This is a genomic window from Microbacterium sp., assembly GCF_036823965.1.
GTDB lineage: Bacteria > Actinomycetota > Actinomycetes > Actinomycetales > Microbacteriaceae > Microbacterium.
This window is the reverse complement of the sequence record NZ_DAITBE010000010.1, coordinates 33228-56281: the sequence shown is the minus strand read 5'-3', so window position 1 is coordinate 56281 and position 23054 is coordinate 33228. Positions and strand designations below refer to the sequence as shown.

The window sequence follows — 23054 nt, the reverse complement described above, 5'->3', positions numbered from 1 at the left end:
ACGATGCGTCAGCTCTTCTCTGCGGCTTCGGCGAGGGCGGGGAGCAGTGCGCGCACCTGGTCCTCCTCGTTCGATTCGACGACGATGTCGACGCGTCGGTTGCTGGCGAGGGCTTCCGGACTGTCGCCGTCCATGAGCGGTCGCGTGTCGGAGAACGCGGTGGCCTTCACGCGGGCGCCGGCGATGGTCTCGTGCTCGACCAGGAAGCGGGCGACCTGCGTCGCCCGACCGCCCGAGAGCTCCCAGTTGGTCGGGTACGGATCGGCGGCGAGTCGTCGGTCCGCGTGCCCCTCGATACTCACCTGGTTGTCGACGGTCGCGAGCACATCGCCGATCGCATCGAGCACACCATCGGCCTTCGCCGAGAGGTCGGTGCTGTTGTCGCCGAAGAACGTCTCGGCGCCGACCAGGCCGACCTTGAGGCCACGATCGTCGATCGCGAAGTCGACCGTGTCCTGCAGGCCCTGTGCGGCGAGCGACGCCTTGATCCGCTCGCGCAGCTCCTCGAGCGACTCGTACTCCGCGGCGGCTCGGTTCGTGAGGTCGGCCTCGCCCTGCTCATCCTCCATCTCCGGTGGGATCACGAGTCCCTCCGAGATGTCGGCGCCGCCCGTGGTCGTCTCCTCCTGGCCGAAGCCGGTCGCCAGGCTGTTGGCGAGCAGCTCGAACTTCGTCTTGTCGACGTTCGACACCGCGAACAGCACGATGAACAGACACATCAGCACGGTCACCATGTCGGCGTAGGAGACCGCCCAGCGCTCGTCCGGCTCGTCGTGCGCGTCGTCCTCGTGCCCGCGACGGCTGCCACGACGGGCAGTGCTCACCGCGGCTCCTCCGCGCCCTTCGGCTCGGCGCTCTTCGAGTCATCGGTTTTGCGGCGCTTCGGCTTGACCGTCGACAGAGCCTCGAGGCGCTCCTGCAGCAGGTGCGGTGCGCTGCCGGACTGGATCGCGAGCATCCCCTCGCTGACGAGCGTCATGCGCTCCAGCTCGACCGCGCCGATGCGACCGAGGCGACCGGCGATCGGGTTCCAGATGAAGTTGGCGGAGAGCAGGCCCCAGAGGGTCGCGACGAACGCGGCGGCGATCATCGGGCCGAGGTGGTCCGGCTCGTCGAGCTTCTCGAGCACGTGCGTGAGCGAGACGACGGTGCCGACGATGCCGATGGTCGGGGCATAGCCACCCAGGGAGGCGAAGAACTTCGCGGCGATGCGGTTGCGCGACGAGGTCGCGGTGATCTCGTCGTCCATCATCATGCGCAGGTCTTCGGCATCCGTGCCATCGGCGAGAGCCTGCAGCGCCTGCCTGGTGAAGTCGTCCGGTGCGCCGTCGAGCTCCTGCTCGAGGGCGAGAAGACCGTCACCGCGCGCCTTCTCGGCATAGCCGACCAGGAACGGGATCACCGCTTCCGGCGTGGACTTCGGACCGCGCACCATGCGGCCGAGGCTCGCGAACGCCAGCCGCGTATCGCGCAGCGTGTGGCTCGCGATGCCGACGCCGATCGTGGAGCCGAGCACCAGGATCATCGGGGCGGGGATGAGCAGTGCCTCGAAGCTCGCTCCCTCCATCGTGATCATCGCGACGAGTGCACCGAACGCCAGGAAGACGCCGATGAGGAATGCGGGATCCACGGTCAGTCCCCCGTCTTCCGGCCGAGTGCCTGTGCGGCGTCGAGCACTCGGGCGCGGTACGCGACGATCAGGTCGACGATGACGTCGAGCCCCTCCTGCACGACGTAGACGCCGCCGTCGACCATGTGCAGCGTCGTATCCGGCGATGCGTGCACGCGTTCGATCAGGTCAGGGTTCACCGCGAACCGGGTGCGGTCGAGGCGGGTGACGATGATCATCGGGTGGGTCTCCGGGCATGGGGCGAGAGGCGGGGCAGCCCCGACTATCGCGACGCGGCCCGCCCCGGGTAACCAGGGCGGGCCGCGTTCGGGCGATGATTCGCTCAGTTGCGAGTCGTGCGTCAGCGCTTGAGCTGGGTGAGCTCCTGCAGCACCTCGTCGCTCGTGGTGATGATGCGGGCGTTCGCCTGGAAGCCGCGCTGCGCGACGATCAGGTTGGTGAACTCCTGCGACAGGTCGACATTGCTCATCTCGAGCGCACCGGAGACGAGACCGCCGAACCCGGCCTGCCCTGCTTCCCCGATCTGCGCGCCGCCGGAGTTGACCGACACGCGGTACGCCGTGCCGCCCGCCTTCTCGAGTCCCTCGGGGTTCGCGAAGGTCGCCATCGCGATCTTCCCCAGCGTCTGCGTCGCGCCGTTGCTGAACGTGCCGACGATCGAGCCGTCGCCGGTGATGCTGTACGACTTGAGCGTGCCGGCTGCCGCGCCGTTCTGCTCCGTCACGGCGACGGTCGACAGGCTCGCGTAGCCGGTGACGGCGCCGAGGTCCACGGTGACCCCGCCGGCGGCCAGAGTGAGGCCGGTGCCGGCCTGCTTGCCGTCGGTGAACGTGAGCGCGCCGGTGGCGCCGCTCTTCGGCTCGGTGACGTCCCACCCGGTCGCCGACTTCGTGAAGGTCAGGCTCAGCGTGGTCGGGGTGCCCTGCGCGTCGAACACGGTCACATCGCGCACCAGCTCGTCGCCGACGGCGGCGGTCGACGGCAGGTTGCCGGTGACGGTGGCGCCGGTCGTGGCACGGGCGGGTGAGACCGCGTCGAGCGGCAGCACGATGTTCCCGATGCCCTGACCGGTGTTCACGACGCCGTTCTGCGCCGACCAGCCCTGCACGATCGCGCCGTCGGCGGTGACCATCTTGCCGGTCGGATCGAACGAGAAGCCGCCGGCGCGGGTGTAGAGGGTCTCGCCGCCTGAGCGGACCGCGAAGAAGCCGTCGCCCGAGATCATCAGGTCGCCGCCGCGGCCGGTCGCCTGCGCGGAGCCCTGCGCGAAGTTCGTCCGGACACCGGCGACCTGCACACCGAGTCCGACCTGGGCGGGGTTGCGTCCACCGACCTGGTCGTCGGGGATACCGGGGTTGCCGATGAGCTGCGACAGCGAGTCCTGGAACACGACCGACGAGCCCTTGAAGCCCGCGGTGTTGACGTTGGCGATGTTGTTGCCGGTCACGTCGAGCATGGTCTGGTGCGAGCGGAGGCCGGAGATGCCTGAGTAGAGCGAGCGAAGCATGGGGATTCTCTCTTTCTGGGTGAGGTGGGGATCAGGCTGCGGCGGGGTCGCTCGCGGCAGGGGTGGACTTCGAGGTGATGCCGGTGATGGCATCCAGGGCGACGGTCTTGTCGCCGATGGTCACCTGCGGGATGGGACCGTCGAACGACACCTTCGTGACGATGCCGGTGACCGCCTTGCCGTCGGCATCCTTGTAGCTCGCCTCCTGGCCGATCAGCGCGGTGGCCGCCTGGCGCATGCTCAGGGCGAACGCCTCGGTACCGGTGTCGGTGAGTGCCGTGAGCTGCTCCATCATGGCGAGCTGCGTGGTCTGCGAGATCATCTCGTTGGTGTCCATCGGGCTCGACGGATCCTGGTGCGTCAGCTGGGTGACCAGCAGCTTGAGGAAGACCTCGCCGTCCAGCACCTGCTTTCGCGCCGCGGGGTCTGCGGTGCTTCCGGTGTAGATCGAACTCGGGGCGCTCACGGCTTCGACGGTCATGGGTGGTGTGTCCTCTCAGGCGAAGATGTCGAGGCCCTCGCCGGAGACGGCGCGGGTCGTGATCGGAAGGATGCCGGGGATGCCGCCGGCTCTGCGTTCTGCGGTGGGGTGCCCGTCAGCGGCCGCGCGGCCGCGCTCGCCGGGCGCCTGCTCACCCGCCGGGCCTCCGCTGCCCGGCTGGGCGCCGCGATCGGGGCTGCCCGCGTCGGTGGCGGCGGCGCTCGACCCGAGTGCAAGGCTGGCGTGCGGCATGACCGCGGCGAGATCGCGGCGGAGGTCGGTGACGATGGTCCGCAGCGCCTCGCGCCCGGCGTCGGTCGCGCCGAGGAGCTCGACCCGCACCTCGCCGCCCGCGCTGATGTGCGCACGGACGGTGACCGGGCCGAGGGTGTCCGGGTTCACGGTCATCGTGAGCTGGTGGCTGCCGACCGGGCGCTGCACGATGCTCAGGACGACCGGTGCGACCTGCGCTGCGACGGCGCGCGGCACCGCGGCTGCGGCATCCGCGGCGGTGACGACGGGCGCGCCGGGGGGCGAGACCGACAGGGCGGGTGGCGATGCGGATGGCACGGGCGACTGGGGCGCAGGCTGATCCGGACGCGCGCTGCCGTCCTTCGGTGCAGACGTCGCCGCAGGGATCACGCCGGGCTCATCGGAGCCGACGGTCGCGCTCGGCGATCGCCCCGGCGCAGGCATCGGCTCCGCACGAGCGACAGGAGCGTCGGGTGCTGCGCCAGCAGTCGCCACGATGGGCGGAGTCGCCGCGATGGACCCAGGAGCGATGACCGGCCGGGGGTCGCTCGCTCGCACGTTCGCCGCACCCGCTGACGCGACCGGGATCAGCGACGCATCGGCATCCATCACCTGTGGCTCGTCCGCGGCCTGCGCGGGGCGCGGGCCCGAGGCAGCCTGCGTGTCATCGGTGATCGTGTCCTGAGCGACGCCGAGCTGCGGCTCCGGTTGGGCGGGCGGTGCGATCGGCGGCACTGCGAGCACCGCGATCGCTGCCGACAGCCCGGCATCCGGCGCAGCGCTTCCTCCGCCCGCCGCGTCGACCGAGACCTGCACGTCCGGACCCCCCGCGGGCGCCGCGACCCCACTCGGTGCGACGGCCTCGGCATCCGAGGGCATCGTGAGGTCGCCGGCGTCGAGCATCCGCTCTGCCACGGCGAGGGCGGCGCCGAACGACGACGGCCCGCCCGCCGCGCTTCCGAGTCCGCCGCCATCGGGTGCGCCGCCGAAGAGCGCCGCAAGCCCCGGAGCGACCGTGGCGTTCGCCGTGGACACCGCACTCATGCCGAGCGCTCCTCTCGGAGACTGCGCACGACCGCGATCTCATCCAGCGCCACCTGCTCGGCATGCTGCTCCGCGCGGATGCTGTCGACGCGGTGCGCGCCCTCCAGCCGCTCGAGTCCCTTGAGCTCGCGGCGGGCTTCGACGTGCGAGGCCTTCGCCTCCGCCTCCTCCGCGCGACGCATCTCGGCGAGCGTCTGCAGGTCGCTCAGCGCACTGCGACCCGCGGCGCGGGCTGCAGCCATGGCGAGCATCGTCTGCGCGTCGTCTACCTGCGCGCTGATCTCCGACAGGCTCACGACCGCGCTCTGCTCCGCAGCCTCGGCCTGCAGACGAGCGGACGTGGTGCGCGAGAGCTGTTCGGCGGCGACCCGCTCCTGTGCGTCGCGAACGCGCAGGAGTCCTGCCAGGGGGAACGTCATGGTGTCAGTCCTCCGAACTGGGTGGCGAGGGCGGCCAGGCGCCGCCAGGATTCGTGTGCGTCCGAGAGATCGTCCATGCTCTGGGTGAGGAAACCGGCGATCGCACCCTCGTTCTCGATCGCGGCATCGACGAGCGGATTCGCGCCGGCTCGGTAGGCACCGATGTCGATCAGGTCGTTCGCACTTCGTCGGGCGGCCAGCACGCTGCGCAGCATCACGGCATGCTCGCGCTGTTCGGCGGCGGTGATCTTCGAGACGACGCGCGAGATCGACGCGAGCACATCGACGGCCGGGAAATGACCGCGCACGGCCAGCGCACGGTCCAATACGACGTGCCCGTCGAGGATGCCTCGCGCGGCGTCAGCGATCGGCTCGTTGTGATCGTCGCCGTCGACGAGCACGGTGTACAGGCCGGTGATCGATCCGACCGGCCCGGTGCCCGCACGCTCCAGGAGTCGGGCGAGCACGGAGAACGTGGAGGGCGGATACCCGCGGGTCGCCGGGGGCTCCCCCGCGCTGAGCCCGATCTCGCGCTGCGCCATCGCGACTCGGGTGAGCGAATCCATCATCAGCATGACGTTCGCGCCGTCTTCACGGAACGCTTCGGCGATGCGAGTGGCGACGAACGCAGACCGCATCCGCACCATCGCCGGCTGATCCGAGGTGGCGACCACCACGACCGAGCGCGCCAGTCCCTCGGGTCCGAGATCATCCTCGATGAACTCCCGCACCTCGCGGCCGCGCTCCCCCACCAGGGCGATGACGGTGACATCGGCGGTCGAACCGCGAGCGATCATCGACATGAGCGACGACTTGCCCACGCCGGATCCGGCGAACAGACCGAGACGCTGGCCGGTGCCGACCGGGGTCATCGTGTCGAGCACGCGCACGCCGAGCCCGAGCTGGGTGTCGATGCGCTGGCGGTGCAGGATGCTCGGGGCGTCATGATCGAGCGAGACGAGATCGACACCGCGATCGAGTGGCCCCTTGCCGTCGATCGGCCGACCGAGCCCGTCGAGCACCCGTCCGAGCAGCGAGCGTCCCGTCGGCACCTGCAGGCGAGCACCGGTGTGCAGCACCTTCGCGCGAGCCGTGATCCCGTCCAGCGGACCGAGCGGCATGCACCGCGCAGCGGCGCCGTCGACGGCGACGACCTCCGCGTCGACCGGGCGTCCGTCCGCCATCTCGATGCGCACCCGATCGCCGACGGCCGCGTCGATGCCGATCACCTCCGCACCGAGCCCGAGCACCGCCTTCACCGTGCCGGAGCGCTCGGGGCGCGCCGCGTCGACCGCTCGGCGCCACGATGCCGTCGCGACGCTCATGCGAGCACCTCCGCCGGCTGATCGCTGCCGCCGCTGAGCGCCGCGGCCGCCCGGGCGAGCGCCTGCACGATGCGGGTGTCGACGGCGCCGTCCTCGACCTCGACGATCGCCCCGCCGAGGTCGACGGATGCCGATTCGGCGAACTGGATGCCGTGCAGGGTCGTCGCGGCATCCTCGTCCTCACGGAGGATCGCAGCATCCTGCGGACTGAACGCGACCCGCGTCCACCGCTCGACCGGCAGCTCCGCGAGCGCGCGACGCAGCGCGTGCGCTGCCGACCGTGCGGGGTCCGACAGCTCGACCCCGAGGATCGCCGTCGCGAGCTCGAGCGCCAGCTCCTCGATCCTGTCGGCCGCCAGCGTGCTGAGCTCGCCCAGCCGCTGATCGAGTGCATCCGACGAGGAGCGCACGGCGCTCAGTGCCGATCCGCGCTCTGCGAGGTACGCCGTGCGATGCTGCAGCATCCGCGCTTCTTCAGCGACCTGCTGCATCCGCCCCTCGTCGAGTGCGACTCGGCGCCCCTCCGCGAAGCCGTCCGCATAGCCGCGCGTCCGAGCCCGGTCGGCCTCATCACGGAGGTCCGTCGGGGTCTCGCCCACTCGCGGCACCACGAGCGGCGTGAAGGCGGCGGTGTCGGTGGAGGCTGTGTCGGTGAAGGCGGCGTGGCTGAACGCGGCATCGGAGAACGTCATTCGATGAGTTCGTCCTCGTCCTCACGGGAGATGGTGATCTCCTCGGCGGCTTCGAGCTCACGGATGATGCGCACGACTTCGGCACGAGCCTCGTCGACCTGCCGCACGCGCACCGAGCCGAGCACCCGCGCCTCCTCGGCGAGGTTCTCCTGGTTGCGCTCGGTCATGTTGCCGGTGACCTTCGCGGTGATCTGCTCGTCCGCGCCCTTGAGTGCGAGGGCCAGCACACGCAGATCGATGCCGCGCAGCACCCGCTGCGCATCGCGATCCTCCAGACGCGTGAAGTCCGCGAACGTGACCATGCGGCTGCGGATGTCCTCCGCCAGTGCGAGGTCACGCCCTTCCAGGCTCGCGAGCAGCGCCTTCTCGAGCGCGGTGTCGGAGCGGCTGATGATCTCGACCAGGGGCTGCACGCCGCCGATCGATTCGTGGTTGTCGCGCATCGCGAAGACGCCGGTGCGAGAGCGCAGCGAGTCGGCGACGATCGAGATGGCCTCCTGCGTCGCCGTGCCCATGGTCGCGATCGCCTGGGCGACGTCGGTGCGCAGGGGATCCTGCAGCGCGGTGAGCACGGCGGCCGCCCGGTCGGCTCGCAGGTTCGCGAGCACCACCGCGACGGTCGTCGGCAGCTCTCCCTCCAGGATCGTGGCGAGCTGGGCGGGATCGGCTGCGTTGAGGAAGTCGAACGACACGGCGCCCTGCGACATGACGCGGCCGACCATGCCGACGGCTTTCTCACGACCGAAGGCGGTCTCCAGCAGTCCGGTCGCGAGGTCCTGACCACCACGCGACGGCACGGATCCGCCGGTGGCGATGCGCTTGAACGCACCGAGCGCCTGCGCTGTCGAGGCCAGGTCGACGCCACCGAGCTGGGTGAGTTCGGCGGCCAGCAGCACGGAGCGATCCTCGCCGAGGTGGCGGAGTACCTCGGCGCTGGCCTCTCGGTCCATGTTCAGGAGCACGATGGCCGCTTTGCGCAGCCCGGTCATCTCGACGAGGGCGACCGCGGACGCCGGGGCGACGGTCTGCTCCCCCGCATCCGTCACGGTGTCGGGGAACTCGATCTGGGCGCTCATACGGTGGACTCATCCATCAGGCTCGCCAGAGCAGTGGCCGTGGCTCGGGGTTCGCGCTTCGCGATGTCGTCGATCTCGCGACGTCGGCGCTCGACGAGCACCTGATCCATCTCCGGCTCCTCCTCGATGTCGAGCACGGTCGTCGGCGCGACCTGCGGGAACAGCGGAGCGGTGATCGCCTCCCGGTCCTGCAGCCCCTTGAGCGACTTGAGCTTCTGCTCCTCGTTCTCGCTCAACGTTGACAGGTACTCGATCGGCCCGTCCTCGGTGTAGAGCACCCGGCGCTTCATGCGCTGACGGATCGAGAAGAAGACCACGAGGATGATGACCGCCAACAGGATCGATCCGCCGATGATCACGGACCGCAGCAGCTCCTGCTGGAACTGCGCCGCACGCTCGGCCTCGGCTGCCTGCAGGGCGGTCTGCGCAGCGGTCGCGCCACCTGTTGCGAACTCGACGAACTCCACCGCGATCGTGTCGCCCCGCTCGACGTCGATGCCGGCAGCTGACGCGACGAGTGCCTCGACCTGGTCGGCGGTCACGCCCGTCACGGATCCGCGGTTCAGTGCGATGCTCACGGTCTGGCGGGTGACCTCGCCGGCTGGCGTGATCGTCTTCTCGGTGGACTTGTTCACGGCGTTGTTGCTCGAGGTCTCCTCGAACTCGTACGAGCCGTCTCCCGAAGCGCCGTTCGGCACCGCGATGTTGTCCGGCCCGAGCACGCCGGTGCCGGAGCCCTGGCCGCCCGTGTACGTCTCGGTCTTCGTCTGCTCGTTCGCCCGCAGGTCGCCCTCCGGCGCCGAGTAGGTCTCATCCATGCGCTCCGACGTCGAGTTGGCCACGTCGGCGGCGACGGTCACCGTGGCGTTGCCTGGGCCGACGATGGTCTCCAGCATCCGGCTCACCGATGCGGCGACCCGCGCCTCGTGCTCGGTCGCCTGCTTCGACGAGCTGCCGGCGACACCGGAGCCGACCGCCGAGAGCACCGTGCCGTTCTGGTCGGTGACCGCCACATCCTCAGGCGTCATGCCCGGCACTGCCGCGCTCGTGAGGTGGATGATCGCCTCGATCTTCTCGTCGCTGAGCGTGGAGCTGTTGCGCGTCTTCACGAAGACGGATGCGGTCGGGCTCTGCTGCTCGGAGACGAAGACGCTCTCCTCCGGGATCGCGAGCTGCACGGATGCCGTCGAGATGCCGTCCATCGCGCTGATCGTGCTCGCGAGCTCGCCCTCGATCGCCCGCTTGTAGGTGACCGACTGCTGGAACTCGCTCGCGGTCACACCCATCTTGTCGAGCAGGGTGTAGCCCTCGCTGCTGTCGCCTGGGAGGCCGGCGGATGCCGCGGCGAGCCGCTGCGGGTACACCTGGTCGTCCGGCACGAGGATCGTCGCGCCGCCCTCCGTGAGCTCGTAGCCCACGCCTGCGGACTTCAGCTGCTCGACGACCGCCGACGCATCGCTCGCACTGAGGCCGGTGAACAGCGGGCTCATCTGCGGCTTGCTCAGCCACGTGCCGAGCGCGATCGCACCCATCACGAGCAGTGCCACACCGATGATGGCGATCGTGCGCTGAGCCACCGAGAAGCCCGAGACGATCAGCTTCACCCGGTCGAATGAGTTCGTGAACACCTTCGGCATGGTCAGGCCTGCATCCGCATGATCTCGTTGAACGCCGACACGCTGCGGTCACGCACGGCGACGACGAGATCGAGGGTGACGCCGGCACGGGCGGAGGCGATCATGGCCTGGTGGATGTCCTGCAGATCGCCGGTGACGGCCTGCACAGCGAGCTCGTTCGAGGTGGACTGCAGCTGCTGGAGGTTCTCCACCGCGCCGGAGAGCGACGTGGCGAAGGCTCCGGCACCCGTCGAGGAACCCGCGGTGTCAGAGCCGGATTCGAAGCTGAGCGCGCCGAGCGGCGAGACCCCGGTGGCGGAGATGGCGTCGATCGGGGTTGACATCAGTTGCGTCCGATCTGCAGCGCGGCCTCGTAGGTGGTCTTCGCGCGGTCCACGACCGCGGCGTTCGCCTCGTAGCCGCGCTGCGCGAGGATCAGCATGCTCATCTGGTCGCCGAGCTCGACGTTCGGGTACTGCACGTAGCCGTCCTCGTTCGCATATGGATGCTCTGGGTCGTACACGAGCTTGGCCTCGGCTTCCGACTCGACGACGCCGGCGACGGAGACGCCCTGGCCGTCGGCACCCGCCCGCACCGTGACGAACTTCTCGCGGAACGCGTCCTCACCGGCCGGCGTCGCGGTGTTGACGTTGGCGATGTTGTCGCTCAGTGCGTCGAGCCACTTGCGGTGCACGTTCAGGCCGGTGCCGGCGATGCCGATCGCATCGAAGGTCATGCGGACGCCTGGCCGATCGCCTTGGTGATCGAGGCGGCCTGTCCGCCGATCGCCTGGCTGGCGAACTGGAACCGCAGGACCGTGTCGATGTTCGACAGGGTCTCGGTGTCGAGATTGACGTTGTTGCCGTTCAGCCGCGTCGGCTCGAGCGAGCGTTCGACGGTCGCCTCGACGATGCCGGAGCCGCCGTCGACCGCGCGACGCAGCGCATCCTCGAACTGCACCCGCTTGGCCTGGTAGCCGGGGGTGTTGATGTTCGCGATGTTGTCGGCGATCGAGCGCTGACGCAGCGCCAGACCATCGAGCGCGCTGATCAGCGCGGAGGAGGTGACGGACTCGAGCACGAGGGCACTCCGGGAGGTTGATGGAGAAGCCGATCCGTGGCCAATCGTCGAGCGATCCGTGCTCGTGGTCGACTATCGCGACGCCGCCCGATTCCGTAACCCGGGTGTTCCTTCGATTCCGCGTTCAGCCTTCGACGTCGAGGTATGCCGGGGTGTCCTGCGGGGTCGTCGGCACTCGGCGCAGCGCAGCGAGTTCGCGCGCGACGTTCGCCCTCGAGGTCATCAGCCCGCCGATCATCAGCTGCTGGCGGGCGAGCACCGCTTCAGCACGCTCACGTAGTTCCTCGGGGACGGGCCCGGCCGGCGGCTCGAACGGCTGGGGATCGAGCTGCTCGTCTGCGGCATCGAGCGCGCGCTCGAACTGGTCGAGCACGGTCAGCCAGGCTGCGAGGTTCTCCGGCACGGTCGTCAGGCCAGCGCCGAGGAGGGTGCCGGTGCCGTCGCCGACGTCACCGCAGCGGCCTGGTGCCAGGCCTCACGCAGCGGCGCGATGAGTTCGCGGCACTCGGCGGTGGCCGCCGGGTCGCGCGAGATGTTCGCCGCGATCAGGCGCCCGGTCAGGTAGGTGTAGACCGCGCGCAGGTCGGCAGCGCCGTCCCAGGCATCCGTCAGCGATCCGCTGAGCTCCGCGACGATCTGCTGTGCGTGCGTCAGATGGGTGCCCGCTGCCGTCCAGTCGGATGCATCCTGCGCTGCGGCCGCACGATCGACGTCCACGAGCAGTCGGTCGTACAGCATGGTGAGCAGACGTTCGGGCGACGCCGAGGTGACCTGCTGCTGGAGGTACTGCTGCTTCGCGCGTTCGAGCGAGGTGAGAGGCATCGTCGGGATCTCCTAGCGGGTGCGAGCGTTCATGGGGGCTGGGCGGGTCACGACGACGAGGTCGGCGTGAGACCGGCGAGCTGCGAGGCGAGCCACGAGGACTGGGACTGCAGCTTCGAGAGCTGCACCTCCAGCTGCGAGTAGGTGCGCTCGAGCGTGGCCCTGCGCTGCTCGAGGCGGATGTCCCATCGCTCGACCTGGGTCTTCAGCGTCTTGACCTCGGACTCCTGGCCGGTGATCCGCTGCGTCAGCAGTCCGTCGTACTTGTCGGAGTACTTGTCCGAGACCTCTTCCAGGCGGCCGGCGAGTCCTGAGAACACCGCTTGGGTCTTCTCCGGGTCGTCGGCCAGGGCTTTGGCGAACTTGTCGGCGTCGAAGGAGAGCACGCCCTTGTCGCTGATCGAGATGCCGATCGTCGATGGCGAGACGCCGTCCACGGGGTACTGCACGGCGTCTGCCAGCGCCGTGCGGAGATTGCGAACCGTGCTGTCGCCGGTGAACACGCCGAGCGTGGTCTTCTCGCCCACGGCGCCGACCGTGGCCTTCGAGCCGTTGTCGATGCGGACGAGGAGTGCGGCGATCTCCTTGACGAAGGTCTCGGCCTTCGTCGTCTGCGCCTTGGCGTCGAGCGCGACGGAGACGACGACCGGGTCGGCACTCGCCTTCGTGACGGTGACGTCGATGTCCTCGCCGATGCTGATGGTGTTGCTCGCGCTGGTCAGGGTCTGCTCGGCCGCGGTGCCGGCGAACAGGCGGATGCTGGCGTCGGACCCCTGCTTCAGGATCGCGGCGCCGGCTTCCGTGGCGACGTCGGGGGCGGTGCCGGCAGCGACGTCCGCAGCCGTGCCGCGATGCAGCGTGAACGCACCAGCCTGGCCGGTCTCGACCGCGGTGAGCTGGACGCGCGAGAGCGGCTTGCCGTCGGCATCCGTTCCCGCGGGGACGACGGTGGCCGTGACGCCCGCCTTGGCTGCGTTGATGGCCTTGGCCAGATCCTGCGGGCTCGAGCCGATCGGCGTGATCGACTTCTGCGTGCCGTCGGACGCGACCAGGGTGAACTCCCCGCCCCAGGCCTCGGCGCCGGCGGCAGCAGTGATGACGGAGTGCGCCGATGCGACGGCGTCGACCACGACGCTCGTCGAGAAGGCGCTGGCCTTGGCACCGGCGACGACGGTCACGCTCTCGGACGACGCGGTCGCGGTGAAGGCGGCCAACGACGTCGCACCGGCCGCGGTTTTCGCCTTCGTGACGAGATCCTGCAGCGTCTTGTTCAGCGACTGCAGGTTGGTGATGATGGCGCCGCGATCGGTGATCTTGTTCGTGATCAGCTTCTTCGGGATCGCCGCGACGTCCATCAACGCGGTGATGAGCTCGTCGGTCTTGAGCCCTGATACGAGTCCGTCGAGTTTCATCCTCGGATGCCTTCTGTGCGATCTGTCTGTGCGATGCGGGTCGAGTGGTCCTCCGGGACGGCGCCCGGGCGGAGAAGACCCCACCCGGGCGCCGAGCGCGCCTCAGGCGCAGCGACTCAACGGAGCAGCTGCAGGACGCCCTGGCCCGACTGGTTCGCCTGCGCGAGCATGGCGGTGCCGGCCTGCTGCAGGATGTTCGCAGCGGTGTACTTGACCATCTCTGCCGCCATGTCGGTGTCGGCGATACGGCTCTTGGCCGCCGACAGGTTCTCGGCCGAGACCTGCAGCGAGTTGATCGTCGACTCGAAGCGGTTCTGGACCGCACCGAGGTCGGCGCGAGCCGAGGAGACGCTCTTGATCGCCGTGTCGACCGTGGTGATGGTGGCAGCAGCCAGCGTCGGGGTCGCGAAGCCGTCGGTGGTGACGATGGCGGTCTTGAGGTCTGCCGCGAGCGTCTTGATGTCGGCGGAACCGAGGTTCACCGTGATCTGGCTCGAGGCGGCGCCGTCTGCACCGACCTGGAAGCTCAGCACACCGTCGTTCGCGGCACCGGCCGACGCATCCAGCAGCTTGATGCCGTTGAAGTTCGTGGTGTCGGAGATGCGCGTGAGCTCGTCGACCAGCTGGGTCACCTCGGTGGTGATGGCCTTGCGGGAGTCGACGTTGTTGGAGTCGGATCCTGCCTGCACCGCGAGGTCGCGGACACGCTGCAGGATGGAGTGGACCTCGGTCAGCGCGCCTTCAGCGGTCTGGATCACCGAGATGCCGTCCTGAGCGTTGCGGGCTGCGACGTTCAGGCCGTTGACCTGCGAACGCAGGCCCTCGGAGATGGCCAGGCCGGCGGCGTCGTCGGCTGCGCGGTTGATGCGCAGGCCGCTCGAGAGCTTCTCGAGCGACTTCGAGACGTCGTTCTGGTTGGCGGACAGGTTGCGGTACGAGTTGAGCGCACTGACGTTGGTTGCGATCTGAAGACCCATGAGTATCCTCCGTGGTTATGGGACTGGAATGCGGGCCCATCCGTGGGCCTGCACACCCGACATTCGCGACAGGTGCGCTGCCTCGTAACCAGTGATCGGAGGAAAGTCAGAGCGCTGGGACCAGATCGCCGGTCCGTGCAGTCGGCGCCGCCGGTACCGGACCGAACAGGGCGGCGAAGAAGTCCGCCTTGGCGCTGGTCGAGCGGTCACCGGTCGTGCCGTTCTCCCACGCCTCCATGGCCTCGCGCATGAGGGCGAGGCCGCGCGTGCGCAGCTTGGAGACGTACGCGTGGCTCACCTCGAGCTCCTCGGCGAGGTCCTTCACCATGCGGTCGTCGACGTAGATGCCGCGGATGACGCGTCGCATCGCCACCGGGAGCGCGTCGAGCACTCGCACGAGCATCATCCGCGTCTCGTTCTGCTCGGCCGCGTGCTCCGGAAGGATGATGCTGTCGGTGAGGTCGGCGGCCTGGCGGCCGGACTCGAGATCGAAGTGCTCCTCGAAGCTGGTGGCCGTTCGCACCATCGCGTCGAGCTGCTGCATCTCGGCGACCGAGGCCGCGTCGATCCCTGACTCCTTGGCCAGCTCCGCGACTGTGGCTGCGCGACCGGTGCGGGCGAGCACCGTGTCGGCTGCGGCACGGATGAGTGCGATCTTGTCACGCCCGCGCTCGCCTGCCGGATCGGCCTTGCGCATCTCGGACAGCATCGCCCAGTTGATCTGGGTGCGCGCGAATGCACCGAACGGGATGCCGCGTTCTGGCTCGTACGTCAGGGCCGCCCTGGCGAGTCCCCACCGTGCGGCGGACATCAGGTCATCGAGGTCGACGTGCTCCGCGGTGCGGGCCTTCTCCAACGCCAGGAACGTCGCCAGCGCCATGTTCTCGCGGGCAAGCCGCTCCGGTGTGGCGGGCGCTTCCGCGGGTGCGCCGGAATCAGCAGAAAGGTCAGAATGACGCAGCAATGTGACTCCGTGTCTCGCTTATCTCATTTATGAGGAAGCTAGCAGGTTTCACACGTTTACAAGTAAAAAATGGGTAACGCTCAGGTCGTGTCGGCTCGCCCGTCTTCCGCGGGGTGACGCCGATGTACGGTGATGGCCATGAGCGACACCGGCGACGAGCAGCATGAGTCGCCGGCTGGAGTGCCGCGTGCCGAGCTGGAGCGGCGACTCGAGGAGGTGCGGATGGAGCTGGAGTCCGTCTCTCGTGACCGTCTGCGGTGGCCGACCGGTTCCGCGTTCTCGCTGCAGGATCGATCCGAGAAGCTCGAGACAGAAGCCGATGCCATCCGGAAGCAGCTCGGGCTGCCCGCGGCACTCGGTCGCCCGCCGAGGGAGCACTGGTCGGGCTACCTGGTGCTGTGCATCGCGATCGTGGCCATCGTCGTCGGGGTCATCGTCCTGATCCCCCGCTGATCAGGATCGCCAGCCCAGTCAGGGTACGGTGACGCTATGGATCTCCGTGTTTCCGCGACCCTGGCGGGAGTCCTTGTCCTCGCCTTCGGATTGAGCGGGTGTCAGTTCGGCGAGTACACCATGTACTCGGATTGCACAGCACTGTCGGAAGAGGTCAGCGATCGGGTCTCCGCAGAGCTTGCTGTGCAGCCGACGATCGAAGAGTTCTGGGCTGGGGAGAGCGCATACTGGTGCTCGTTCACAGTCGTGACGGAGCTCGACCTGGACCCCACCGACGTGACGCGAGTGGCCGTCGGAGCTCAGATCGACGATCTCCTGGGCCAGCATGGGAGAGGTATCAACGTCCGTGTGGCCTACTCCGATGGGTCAGACGCGTTCTCGACCGGCCACGGCGCAGGCTACTGAGACGGTTCGCTGCGACGCAGATCGACGAGGGCCGCGATCGTGGCCCTTGTGGCAGTGTGGTGGGATGCGAGACAAGGAACCGGGCATCGGCCTCCACATGGGCCTGCTCATCGTCGGCGCACTGATCGGGATCGCCTGCCTCATCCTGATGATCACCGGTCTCGCCAGCGCCACACTGTGGTTCACCGTTGCGGCGATGGTACTGCTCGTGATCTCGCAAGGCATGACGATCTCGCGGAAGCGGCGGGGGCGCTGAGAGTCGCACGGCAGCGGCGGGATGATCGCGAAGTGGGCCCTGCCGGGATCGAACCGACGACATCCACGGTGTAAACGTGGCGCTCTACCAGCTGAGCTAAAGGCCCTGGTGCCCGACAGTCTATCCGGTGCCCGATGCGCGACGCTGTCGTGGAACAGGGCTAGGCTGAACCAGGCGCGCGTTGTGCACAGCCGACAAGGCTGCCCGTGTCGCTTCCCGTTTCCTTGGCATGACCTGCCAGCTTGACGAAAGGCTCCACCCGTGACCGTTCACGATCAGGATCCATACTCCCAGGGCCCCCAGGACAGTGATCCGGAAGAGACCGGCGAGTGGCAGCAGTCGCTCGATGAGCTGGTGGATGCGAAGGGCCACGGCCGTGGTCGCGAGATCATGCTCAGCCTGCTCAAGCGCTCCAAGGAGCTGCACCTGGGCGTGCCCATGGTCCCCACCACGGACTACATCAACACCATCGCGAGCGAGAACGAGCCGGAGTTCCCCGGCGACGAGGAGATCGAGCGCCGCTACCGCGCCTGGATCCGCTGGAACGCCGCGATCACGGTGCACCGCGCACAGCGCCCCGGCATCGGCGTCGGCGGCCACATCTCGACCTACGCGTCGTCTGCCGCGCTCTACGAAGTCGGCTTCAACCACTTCTTCAAGGGTGCCGACAACCCAGGCGGCGGAGACCAGATCTTCGTCCAGGGTCACGCCTCCCCCGGTACCTACGCACGCTCCTTCCTCGAGGGACGCCTGAGCGAGGACCAGCTCGACGGCTTCCGTCAGGAGAAGTCGCACGGCCCGAACGGCATCCCCTCCTACCCGCACCCGCGTCTGATGCCGGAGTACTGGCAGTTCCCGACGGTGTCGATGGGCCTCGGTCCGATCAACGCGATCTACCAGGCGATGTCGAACAAGTACCTCGAGAACCGCGGCATCAAGGACACCTCCGCGTCGCACGTCTGGGCCTTCCTGGGCGACGGCGAGATGGACGAGGTCGAGAGCCGCGGCCAGCTGCAGGTCGCAGCGAACGAGGGCCTCGACAACCTGACCTTCGTCGTGAACTGCAACCTGCAGCGCCTCGACGGTCCGGTTCGCGGCAACGGCAAGATCGTGCAGGAGCTCGAGTCGTTCTTCCGCGGTGCCGGCTGGAACGTCATCAAGGTCGTCTGGGGTCGTGAGTGGGATGATCTGCTCGCCCGCGACACCGAGGGCGCGCTGCTCAACCTGATGAACGTCACCCCCGACGGTGACTACCAGACCTACAAGGCCGAGTCAGGCGCGTACATCCGCGAGCACTTCTTCGGTCGCGACGAGCGCACCGCCGCTCTCGTCAAGGACATGTCCGACGACGACATCTGGAACCTCAAGCGCGGTGGCCACGACTACCGCAAGGTCTACGCCGCGTTCAAGGCCGCGACGGAGCACAAGGGCAAGCCCACCGTCATCCTGGCGAAGACCGTCAAGGGCTACGGCCTCGGTCCGCAGTTCGAGGGTCGCAACGCGACCCACCAGATGAAGAAGATGACGCTGGACAACCTCAAGACGTTCCGCGACGCCATGCACATCCCGATCACGGATGCGCAGCTCGAGGAGAACCCGTACCTGCCCCCGTACTACAACCCGGGACCCCAGGACGAGACGATCCAGTACATGCTCGAGCGCCGTCAGGCCCTCGGCGGCCACCTGCCGGAGCGCCGTTCGACGCACGTCGGACTCTCGCTGCCGGATGACACGGCATACGCCCTGCCCAAGAAGGGCTCGGGCACGCAGGAGATCGCCACCACGATGGCGTTCGTCCGCCTGCTGAAGGACCTGCTCCGCTCGAAGGACTTCGGTCACCGCATCGTGCCGATCATCCCCGACGAGGCGCGCACCTTCGGCATGGACGCGTACTTCCCGACGGCGAAGATCTACAACCCGAACGGCCAGCACTACACCTCGGTCGACCGCGAACTCCTCCTCGCCTACAAGGAGAGCCCGCAGGGCCAGATCATGCACGTCGGCATCAACGAGGCCGGCGCCCTCGCGGCGTTCACCGCCACCGGAACCTCGTACGCCACGCACGGCGAACCGCTCATCCCGATCTACCTCTTCTACTCGATGTTCGGGTTCCAGCGCACGGGTGACGCCCAGTGGGCGGCCGGTGACCAGATGGCGCGCGGCTTCATCATGGGCGCCACCGCCGGTCGCACGACGCTGACCGGTGAGGGCCTGCAGCACGCCGACGGACACTCGCACCTGCTCGCCGCGACCAACCCCGCGACGGTCTCGTACGACCCCGCCTACGGCTACGAGATCGCACACATCGTGCGGTCCGGCCTGGAGCGCATGTACGGCGGCGACCACGAGGACCCGAACGTGATGTACTACATCACGCTCTACAACGAGCCCATCGTGATGCCCGCCGAGCCGGAGAACGTGGACGTCGACGGCATCGTGCGCGGCATCCACCGCGTCTCGGTCGGCGAGGGCGAGGGTCCCCGCGCTCAGCTCTTCGCATCGGGTGTCGGACTCCCCTGGGCCCTCGAGGCGCAGGAGCTGCTGAAGAACGACTGGGGCGTGATCGCCGATGTGTGGTCCGTCACCTCGTGGACCGAGCTGCGCCGCGACGGCCTCGCCGCCGACGAGCACAACTTCCTGCACCCGGAGGAGGAGCCCCACACGGCGTACCTCACCCAGAAGCTGCAGGGCGCAGAGGGTCCCGTCGTCGCGGTCAGCGACTTCATGCACGCGGTGCAGGACCAGATCCGTCCGTGGGTTCCGAACCGCTTCGCCACACTCGGTGCTGACGGCTTCGGCTTCTCCGACACGCGTGCCGCTGCTCGACGTTTCTTCAAGATCGACGGTCCTTCGATCGTGGTCCGCACGCTGCAGTCGCTCGCCGAAGACGGCGTCGTCGACCGCTCGCTCGCGGCCCAGGCGATCCAGAAGTACCGTCTGCACGATGTGAACGCCGGCACCAGCGGAAACGCGGGCGGCGAAAGCTGAGCCCTCGGTGACAGGTTCGTCTTCCAGCGGTATGGACAAGACCGCGACGCTCACATGGCTGCGCCGGATCTCCGGCGACATCGCCTCCGTGACGATCAAGCGGCTGGAAGACACCCTCCCGTGGTACGCCGACATGCCACCAGCCCGCCGCTCTGCGGTCGGGCTGGTGGCCCAGGCCGGCATCACCTCGTTCATCCAGTGGTACGAGGATCCGACCTCCACGCCCTGGATCGCGGCCGACATCTTCGCCGCCGCTCCGCGTGAGCTGCTCCGCAGCGTCAGCCTGCAGCAGACGCTCCAGTTGATCCGCGTCACCGTCGAGGTGACCGAGGAGCGTGTCGCAGGCAAGGGCAACGACCTCCGCGAGGCCATCCTGCTCTACTCCCGCGATGTCGCCTTCGCCGCGGCAGACGTGTACGCACGCGCAGCCGAGGCCCGCGGCCTCTGGGACGCCCGCCTCGAAGCACTCGTCGTCGACTCGATCCTCACCGGAGAGGCCGACGAGGAGTTGCCCAGCCGCATCGCGGCGCTCGGCTGGCACGGACACGGCGAGGTCGCGGTGCTCGTCGGCACGACTCCGCCGCAGTTCGACGTCGATCTGGTCCGCCGGACGGCCCGCAAGCTCGCGGTCGACGTGCTGATCGGCGTCCAGGGCTCGCGTCTCGTGCTCGTGCTCGGGCGCGCCAGGGTCGCAGGTCACGACACCGAAGAGGTCGAGGATGAACTCGGCTTCCAGGAGATCGCAGCCCGCCTCGAGCCCTCGTTCGGCCCCGGCTACGTGGTGCTCGGACCCGAGGTCGTCGCCCTCGTCGACGCCAGCCAGAGCGCACGTGCCGCCCTCGCCGGTTTCGCCGTCGCTCGCGCCTGGCGCAGCGCTCCGCGTCCCGTCGAGGCCGACGACCTGCTGCCTGAGCGTGCACTCGCGGGCGATCCGCTGGCCAAGCAGACGCTCATCGAACGGATCTTCCGGCCGCTGCAGGCCCACTCCACGGACCTCGTCACGACGCTGTGGAGCTACCTCGACAACGGACGCTCGCTCGAGGCGACCGCCCGCGAGCTGTTCGTGCACCCGAACACGGTGCGCTACCGCCTGAAGCGCGTCAGCGAGGTCATCGGCTGGGACGCGACGGGTCCGCGCGAGGCACTCATCCTGCAGACCGCGCTCATCCTCGGCTCGATCGGCGCGACCGAGCAGGCTCGCCGCCGACCGGCGCTTCGTCGCCCGCCGCGTTGACCCGGATCGGCGTCTCTGTACGCCACACACAAGGCTTTCGCACAATCTTGTGATGGATCATCCACCGTTTGCGAGCATTCATTGGCAGACTGGTCTGGTGATTGTCGTCGTCTGCCCTGGTCAGGGCTCGCAGACCCCCGGTTTCCTCTCCCCTTGGCTCGAGCTCGACGGAGTGGCTGATCGCCTCGCCGCGTACTCGGATGCCGCTGAGGTCGATCTGCAGCAGCACGGGACGGTGTCGGATGCCGACACGATCCGCGACACGCGCATCGCGCAGCCGCTGATCGTCGCCGCATCGCTGATCGCCGCCGACGCGCTCAACGCTCATGCAGGGCGTCCGGCAGACGGCATCGCCGGTCACTCGGTCGGCGAGATCGCCGCGCTCGTCGGCAGCGGCGTGGTCGATGCCGTGACCGGCATGCGCCTGGTCGGCATCCGCGGACGCGCGATGGCGGATGCCGCGGCGCAGACGCCCACCGGCATGAGCGCCGTGCTCGGCGGCGACGAGGAAGCCGTGCTGGCCCGCCTCGCCGAGCTCGATCTCTCCCCCGCGAACTACAACGGCGGCGGCCAGCTGGTCGTGGCAGGCGCGCTCCCCGCCCTCGCGGCATTCGCCGAGGAGCCCCTCAAGGGCACCCGCGTGATTCCGCTGCAGGTCGCCGGCGCCTTCCACACCGCGTACATGGCCTCGGCCGTCGCTGCGCTGAAGGATGCCGTCGCCACGGTCACCCCGCGCGACCCGCAGGTCACCCTGTGGACCAACCGCGACGGCTCGACGGTCTCCGACGGTGCGACCGCGCTCTCCTACCTGGTCGACCAGGTCTCCTCGCCGGTCCGCTGGGACAGGTGCATGGAGTCCTTCGCCGAGCACGGCATCACCGGACTGATCGAGCTCGCCCCCGCCGGCGCGCTCACCGGTCTCGCCAAGCGCGGCCTGCGTGGCGTGCCCACGGTCGCCGTGAAGACCCCCGAAGACCTCGACGCGGCCGTCGCGCTGCTGAACGGAGAAGCCGCATGAGCGCCACCCTGACCCAGATCACGGGCCCCGCCTACACGCGCATCTACTCCTTCGGGGCCGCGCGCGGCGAGAACGCCGTGCCGAACGACGACCTGATCGGCCCGATCGATTCGAGCGACGAGTGGATCCGTCAGCGCACCGGCATCATCACCCGCGTCCGCGCCGACAAGGGCACCGATGCGATCGACCTCGCCGCCATCGCAGGCGCGGAGGCCATCGAGAAGTCGGGCGTCGCCGCCGACCGGATCGACCTCGTGATCGTCGCGACCATCAGCAACCCGAAGCAGTCGCCGTCGGTGTCTGCGATCGTCGCCGATCGCGTCGGGGCAAACCCGGCGGCAGCCTACGACATCAACGCCGCCTGCGCGGGCTACTCCTACGCGGTCGCCCAGGCCGACGCCCTCATCCGCGCCGGTGTCGCGCACTACGCACTGGTGATCGGCGCAGAGAAGCTCTCGGACGTCGTCGATCCCGCCGACCGGAGCATCTCGTTCCTGCTCGGCGACGGTGCTGGTGCAGCCGTGATCGGCCCGAGCGACACGCCGGGCATCTCCCCCGCGGTCTGGGGTTCGGACGGCTCGAAGGCTGATGCCGTCGGCATGAACGGCACCCTGACCCAGTTCCGCGACGGCGAAGTGCCCTGGCCGACGCTCCGTCAGGAGGGCCAGACCGTGTTCCGCTGGGCGGTGTGGGAGATGGCCAAGGTCGCCCGCGAAGCCCTGGATCGTGCCGGCGTCGAGCCGTCCGACATCGCCGCGTTCATCCCACACCAGGCGAACATGCGCATCATCGACGAATTCGCGAAGCAGCTCAAGCTGCCGGAGACGACCGTGATCGCACGCGACATCGAGACGACGGGCAACACCTCGGCTGCCTCGATCCCGCTCGCCAGCCACCGGCTCATGGCGGAGCACCCCGAGCTCTCCGGCGGTCTCGCACTGCAGATCGGCTTCGGAGCGGGCCTCGTGTTCGCCGCCCAGGTCGTCGTCCTCCCCTGAGAACGACCCGACCTTCTCTAGACTGTTCCACGGTTCCGATAACAACCCGCAAGAAAGAGGAAGACCACATGGCTTTCACCAACGATGAGGTCCTCGCCGGCCTCGCAGAGCTGATCACCGATGAGACCGGCATCAACGCTTCCGAGGTCGCCCTCGAGAAGTCGTTCACGGATGACCTCGACATCGACTCCATCTCGATGATGACGATCGTCGTCAACGCCGAGGAGAAGTTCGGCGTCACCATCCCCGACGACGAGGTCAAGAACCTCAAGACCGTCGGCGACGCCGTCAACTTCATCGTCGCAGGCCAGGAGTAATCCACGCAGGATGCCACCCCCGCGCCTGCGGGGCGTGGCATCCTCCGCCTTGCCCGCAGCATCCGCTCGACCCGCCCGACAAGGAACC

27 protein-coding genes and 1 tRNA gene are annotated in these 23054 nt (G+C 68.7%); 8 read left to right on the top strand and 20 right to left on the bottom strand.

Annotation, left to right across the window (positions count from 1 at the left end; genetic code table 11):
• Nucleotides 1-8 precede the first annotated feature (8 nt).
• The 19 genes from V7Z82_RS15595 to V7Z82_RS15505 form a co-directional block, all read right to left on the bottom strand.
• Entirely contained in the window at nt 9-824 is an 816-nt protein-coding gene (locus V7Z82_RS15595; RefSeq protein ID WP_334152535.1) for an OmpA/MotB family protein, read from the bottom strand.
• Nucleotides 821-1630 carry a motility protein A gene (locus V7Z82_RS15590; RefSeq protein ID WP_334152534.1) on the bottom strand — a complete coding sequence of 270 codons (810 nt, stop codon included), beginning with the start codon at nt 1628-1630 and terminating at the stop codon, nt 821-823. The genes V7Z82_RS15595 and V7Z82_RS15590 overlap by 4 nt, the downstream gene beginning before the upstream one ends.
• Nucleotides 1631-1632: 2 nt before the next feature.
• Nucleotides 1633-1848 carry a flagellar FlbD family protein gene (locus V7Z82_RS15585; RefSeq protein ID WP_334152532.1) on the bottom strand — a complete coding sequence of 72 codons (216 nt, stop codon included), beginning with the start codon at nt 1846-1848 and terminating at the stop codon, nt 1633-1635.
• A 122-nt stretch (nt 1849-1970) separates the two neighbouring features.
• Nucleotides 1971-3137 (bottom strand): flagellar hook protein FlgE, encoded by a 1167-nt coding sequence (locus V7Z82_RS15580; protein ID WP_334152530.1) that lies wholly within the window; start codon nt 3135-3137, stop codon nt 1971-1973.
• A gap of 31 nt (nt 3138-3168) precedes the next feature.
• Nucleotides 3169-3618: a flagellar hook capping FlgD N-terminal domain-containing protein gene (locus V7Z82_RS15575; RefSeq protein WP_334152528.1), complete on the bottom strand. Its 450-nt coding sequence runs from the start codon at nt 3616-3618 to the stop codon at nt 3169-3171.
• Between the two features lie 15 nt (nt 3619-3633).
• On the bottom strand, nt 3634-4914 hold the full coding sequence (locus V7Z82_RS15570; protein WP_334152526.1) for a hypothetical protein: 1281 nt from the start codon (nt 4912-4914) through the stop codon (nt 3634-3636).
• Nucleotides 4911-5333 (bottom strand): hypothetical protein, encoded by a 423-nt coding sequence (locus V7Z82_RS15565; protein WP_334152525.1) that lies wholly within the window; start codon nt 5331-5333, stop codon nt 4911-4913. Before V7Z82_RS15565 ends, V7Z82_RS15570 begins: the two co-directional genes overlap by 4 nt.
• A complete protein-coding gene (locus tag V7Z82_RS15560) occupies nt 5330-6658 on the bottom strand; it encodes a FliI/YscN family ATPase (protein WP_334152524.1) in 1329 nt (442 codons plus the stop codon). Before V7Z82_RS15560 ends, V7Z82_RS15565 begins: the two co-directional genes overlap by 4 nt.
• Nucleotides 6655-7350, bottom strand: coding sequence for a FliH/SctL family protein (locus V7Z82_RS15555; RefSeq protein WP_334152523.1), 696 nt, complete (start codon nt 7348-7350; stop codon nt 6655-6657). The genes V7Z82_RS15560 and V7Z82_RS15555 overlap by 4 nt, the downstream gene beginning before the upstream one ends.
• Entirely contained in the window at nt 7347-8426 is a 1080-nt protein-coding gene (gene fliG / locus V7Z82_RS15550; protein WP_334152522.1) for a flagellar motor switch protein FliG, read from the bottom strand. Before fliG ends, V7Z82_RS15555 begins: the two co-directional genes overlap by 4 nt.
• On the bottom strand, nt 8423-10063 hold the full coding sequence (fliF, locus tag V7Z82_RS15545) for a flagellar basal-body MS-ring/collar protein FliF (protein ID WP_334152519.1): 1641 nt from the start codon (nt 10061-10063) through the stop codon (nt 8423-8425). The genes fliG and fliF overlap by 4 nt, the downstream gene beginning before the upstream one ends.
• A gap of 2 nt (nt 10064-10065) precedes the next feature.
• Nucleotides 10066-10386, bottom strand: a complete 321-nt coding sequence (fliE, locus tag V7Z82_RS15540; RefSeq protein ID WP_334152518.1) for a flagellar hook-basal body complex protein FliE — start codon at nt 10384-10386, stop codon at nt 10066-10068.
• The gene (flgC, locus tag V7Z82_RS15535; protein ID WP_334152517.1) at nt 10386-10778 is read right to left on the bottom strand and encodes a flagellar basal body rod protein FlgC; all 393 of its coding nucleotides are present in this window, start codon (nt 10776-10778) and stop codon (nt 10386-10388) included. Before flgC ends, fliE begins: the two co-directional genes overlap by 1 nt.
• Nucleotides 10775-11122, bottom strand: a complete 348-nt coding sequence (locus tag V7Z82_RS15530) for a flagellar basal body rod protein FlgB (RefSeq protein WP_334152516.1) — start codon at nt 11120-11122, stop codon at nt 10775-10777. Before V7Z82_RS15530 ends, flgC begins: the two co-directional genes overlap by 4 nt.
• A 124-nt stretch (nt 11123-11246) precedes the next feature.
• Complete coding sequence (locus V7Z82_RS15525) at nt 11247-11525, bottom strand: hypothetical protein (RefSeq protein ID WP_334152515.1); 279 nt, start codon at nt 11523-11525, stop codon at nt 11247-11249.
• Between the two features lie 5 nt (nt 11526-11530).
• Nucleotides 11531-11944, bottom strand: a complete 414-nt coding sequence (gene fliS, locus V7Z82_RS15520; RefSeq protein ID WP_334152514.1) for a flagellar export chaperone FliS — start codon at nt 11942-11944, stop codon at nt 11531-11533.
• A 47-nt stretch (nt 11945-11991) separates the two neighbouring features.
• Nucleotides 11992-13356 carry a flagellar filament capping protein FliD gene (fliD, locus tag V7Z82_RS15515; protein WP_334152513.1) on the bottom strand — a complete coding sequence of 455 codons (1365 nt, stop codon included), beginning with the start codon at nt 13354-13356 and terminating at the stop codon, nt 11992-11994.
• Nucleotides 13357-13472: 116 nt separating this feature from the next.
• Nucleotides 13473-14333 (bottom strand): flagellin N-terminal helical domain-containing protein, encoded by an 861-nt coding sequence (locus V7Z82_RS15510; protein ID WP_334152512.1) that lies wholly within the window; start codon nt 14331-14333, stop codon nt 13473-13475.
• A gap of 106 nt (nt 14334-14439) precedes the next feature.
• A complete protein-coding gene (locus V7Z82_RS15505; protein ID WP_334152511.1) occupies nt 14440-15213 on the bottom strand; it encodes a sigma-70 family RNA polymerase sigma factor in 774 nt (257 codons plus the stop codon).
• A gap of 222 nt (nt 15214-15435) precedes the next feature.
• On the opposite strand from V7Z82_RS15505, the gene V7Z82_RS15500 reads away from it, so the two are divergent.
• The 3 genes from V7Z82_RS15500 (at nt 15436) to V7Z82_RS15490 (ending at nt 16411) form a co-directional block, all read left to right on the top strand.
• Entirely contained in the window at nt 15436-15750 is a 315-nt protein-coding gene (locus tag V7Z82_RS15500) for a hypothetical protein (RefSeq protein WP_334152510.1), read from the top strand.
• A gap of 36 nt (nt 15751-15786) precedes the next feature.
• The gene (locus V7Z82_RS15495) at nt 15787-16155 is read left to right on the top strand and encodes a hypothetical protein (protein WP_334152508.1); all 369 of its coding nucleotides are present in this window, start codon (nt 15787-15789) and stop codon (nt 16153-16155) included.
• Between the two features lie 64 nt (nt 16156-16219).
• Nucleotides 16220-16411 (top strand): hypothetical protein, encoded by a 192-nt coding sequence (locus V7Z82_RS15490; RefSeq protein WP_334152507.1) that lies wholly within the window; start codon nt 16220-16222, stop codon nt 16409-16411.
• Nucleotides 16412-16444: 33 nt separating this feature from the next.
• On the opposite strand, the gene V7Z82_RS15485 is transcribed toward V7Z82_RS15490, so the two are convergent.
• Nucleotides 16445-16517, bottom strand: a tRNA-Val gene (locus V7Z82_RS15485).
• 155 nt (nt 16518-16672) lie between these two features.
• Between V7Z82_RS15485 and aceE the strand changes: the two genes are divergently transcribed.
• The 5 genes from aceE to V7Z82_RS15460 all read left to right on the top strand — a co-directional run bounded on the left by aceE (nt 16673) and on the right by V7Z82_RS15460 (nt 22966).
• Nucleotides 16673-19399, top strand: coding sequence for a pyruvate dehydrogenase (acetyl-transferring), homodimeric type (gene aceE / locus V7Z82_RS15480; RefSeq protein ID WP_334152505.1), 2727 nt, complete (start codon nt 16673-16675; stop codon nt 19397-19399).
• A gap of 31 nt (nt 19400-19430) precedes the next feature.
• Nucleotides 19431-20633: a PucR family transcriptional regulator gene (locus V7Z82_RS15475; RefSeq protein WP_334152504.1), complete on the top strand. Its 1203-nt coding sequence runs from the start codon at nt 19431-19433 to the stop codon at nt 20631-20633.
• A gap of 97 nt (nt 20634-20730) precedes the next feature.
• Nucleotides 20731-21651, top strand: a complete 921-nt coding sequence (locus V7Z82_RS15470; RefSeq protein WP_334152502.1) for an ACP S-malonyltransferase — start codon at nt 20731-20733, stop codon at nt 21649-21651.
• Nucleotides 21648-22649: a beta-ketoacyl-ACP synthase III gene (locus V7Z82_RS15465; RefSeq protein WP_334152500.1), complete on the top strand. Its 1002-nt coding sequence runs from the start codon at nt 21648-21650 to the stop codon at nt 22647-22649. Before V7Z82_RS15470 ends, V7Z82_RS15465 begins: the two co-directional genes overlap by 4 nt.
• 68 nt (nt 22650-22717) lie before the next feature.
• The gene (locus tag V7Z82_RS15460; RefSeq protein ID WP_017202249.1) at nt 22718-22966 is read left to right on the top strand and encodes an acyl carrier protein; all 249 of its coding nucleotides are present in this window, start codon (nt 22718-22720) and stop codon (nt 22964-22966) included.
• Nucleotides 22967-23054 lie beyond the last annotated feature (88 nt).

Bases quoted from the DNA above. Each gene is read 5' to 3' on its own strand.
- V7Z82_RS15585 (WP_334152532.1), bottom strand. From the start codon at position 1,848: ATGATCATCGTCACCCGCCTCGACCGCACCCGGTTCGCGGTGAACCCT.
- V7Z82_RS15580 (WP_334152530.1), bottom strand. From the start codon at position 3,137: ATGCTTCGCTCGCTCTACTCAGGCATCTCCGGCCTCCGCTCGCACCAG.
- V7Z82_RS15575 (WP_334152528.1), bottom strand. From the start codon at position 3,618: ATGACCGTCGAAGCCGTGAGCGCCCCGAGTTCGATCTACACCGGAAGC.
- V7Z82_RS15570 (WP_334152526.1), bottom strand. From the start codon at position 4,914: ATGAGTGCGGTGTCCACGGCGAACGCCACGGTCGCTCCGGGGCTTGCG.
- V7Z82_RS15565 (WP_334152525.1), bottom strand. From the start codon at position 5,333: ATGACGTTCCCCCTGGCAGGACTCCTGCGCGTTCGCGACGCACAGGAG.
- V7Z82_RS15560 (WP_334152524.1), bottom strand. From the start codon at position 6,658: ATGAGCGTCGCGACGGCATCGTGGCGCCGAGCGGTCGACGCGGCGCGC.
- V7Z82_RS15555 (WP_334152523.1), bottom strand. From the start codon at position 7,350: ATGACGTTCTCCGATGCCGCGTTCAGCCACGCCGCCTTCACCGACACA.
- fliG (WP_334152522.1), bottom strand. From the start codon at position 8,426: ATGAGCGCCCAGATCGAGTTCCCCGACACCGTGACGGATGCGGGGGAG.
- fliF (WP_334152519.1), bottom strand. From the start codon at position 10,063: ATGCCGAAGGTGTTCACGAACTCATTCGACCGGGTGAAGCTGATCGTC.
- fliE (WP_334152518.1), bottom strand. From the start codon at position 10,386: ATGTCAACCCCGATCGACGCCATCTCCGCCACCGGGGTCTCGCCGCTC.
- flgC (WP_334152517.1), bottom strand. From the start codon at position 10,778: ATGACCTTCGATGCGATCGGCATCGCCGGCACCGGCCTGAACGTGCAC.
- fliS (WP_334152514.1), bottom strand. From the start codon at position 11,944: ATGCCTCTCACCTCGCTCGAACGCGCGAAGCAGCAGTACCTCCAGCAG.
- fliD (WP_334152513.1), bottom strand. From the start codon at position 13,356: ATGAAACTCGACGGACTCGTATCAGGGCTCAAGACCGACGAGCTCATC.
- V7Z82_RS15510 (WP_334152512.1), bottom strand. From the start codon at position 14,333: ATGGGTCTTCAGATCGCAACCAACGTCAGTGCGCTCAACTCGTACCGC.
- V7Z82_RS15505 (WP_334152511.1), bottom strand. From the start codon at position 15,213: ATGGCGCTGGCGACGTTCCTGGCGTTGGAGAAGGCCCGCACCGCGGAG.
- V7Z82_RS15500 (WP_334152510.1), top strand. From the start codon at position 15,436: ATGAGCGACACCGGCGACGAGCAGCATGAGTCGCCGGCTGGAGTGCCG.
- V7Z82_RS15495 (WP_334152508.1), top strand. From the start codon at position 15,787: ATGGATCTCCGTGTTTCCGCGACCCTGGCGGGAGTCCTTGTCCTCGCC.
- V7Z82_RS15490 (WP_334152507.1), top strand. From the start codon at position 16,220: ATGCGAGACAAGGAACCGGGCATCGGCCTCCACATGGGCCTGCTCATC.
- V7Z82_RS15475 (WP_334152504.1), top strand. From the start codon at position 19,431: ATGGACAAGACCGCGACGCTCACATGGCTGCGCCGGATCTCCGGCGAC.
- V7Z82_RS15465 (WP_334152500.1), top strand. From the start codon at position 21,648: ATGAGCGCCACCCTGACCCAGATCACGGGCCCCGCCTACACGCGCATC.
- V7Z82_RS15460 (WP_017202249.1), top strand. From the start codon at position 22,718: ATGGCTTTCACCAACGATGAGGTCCTCGCCGGCCTCGCAGAGCTGATC.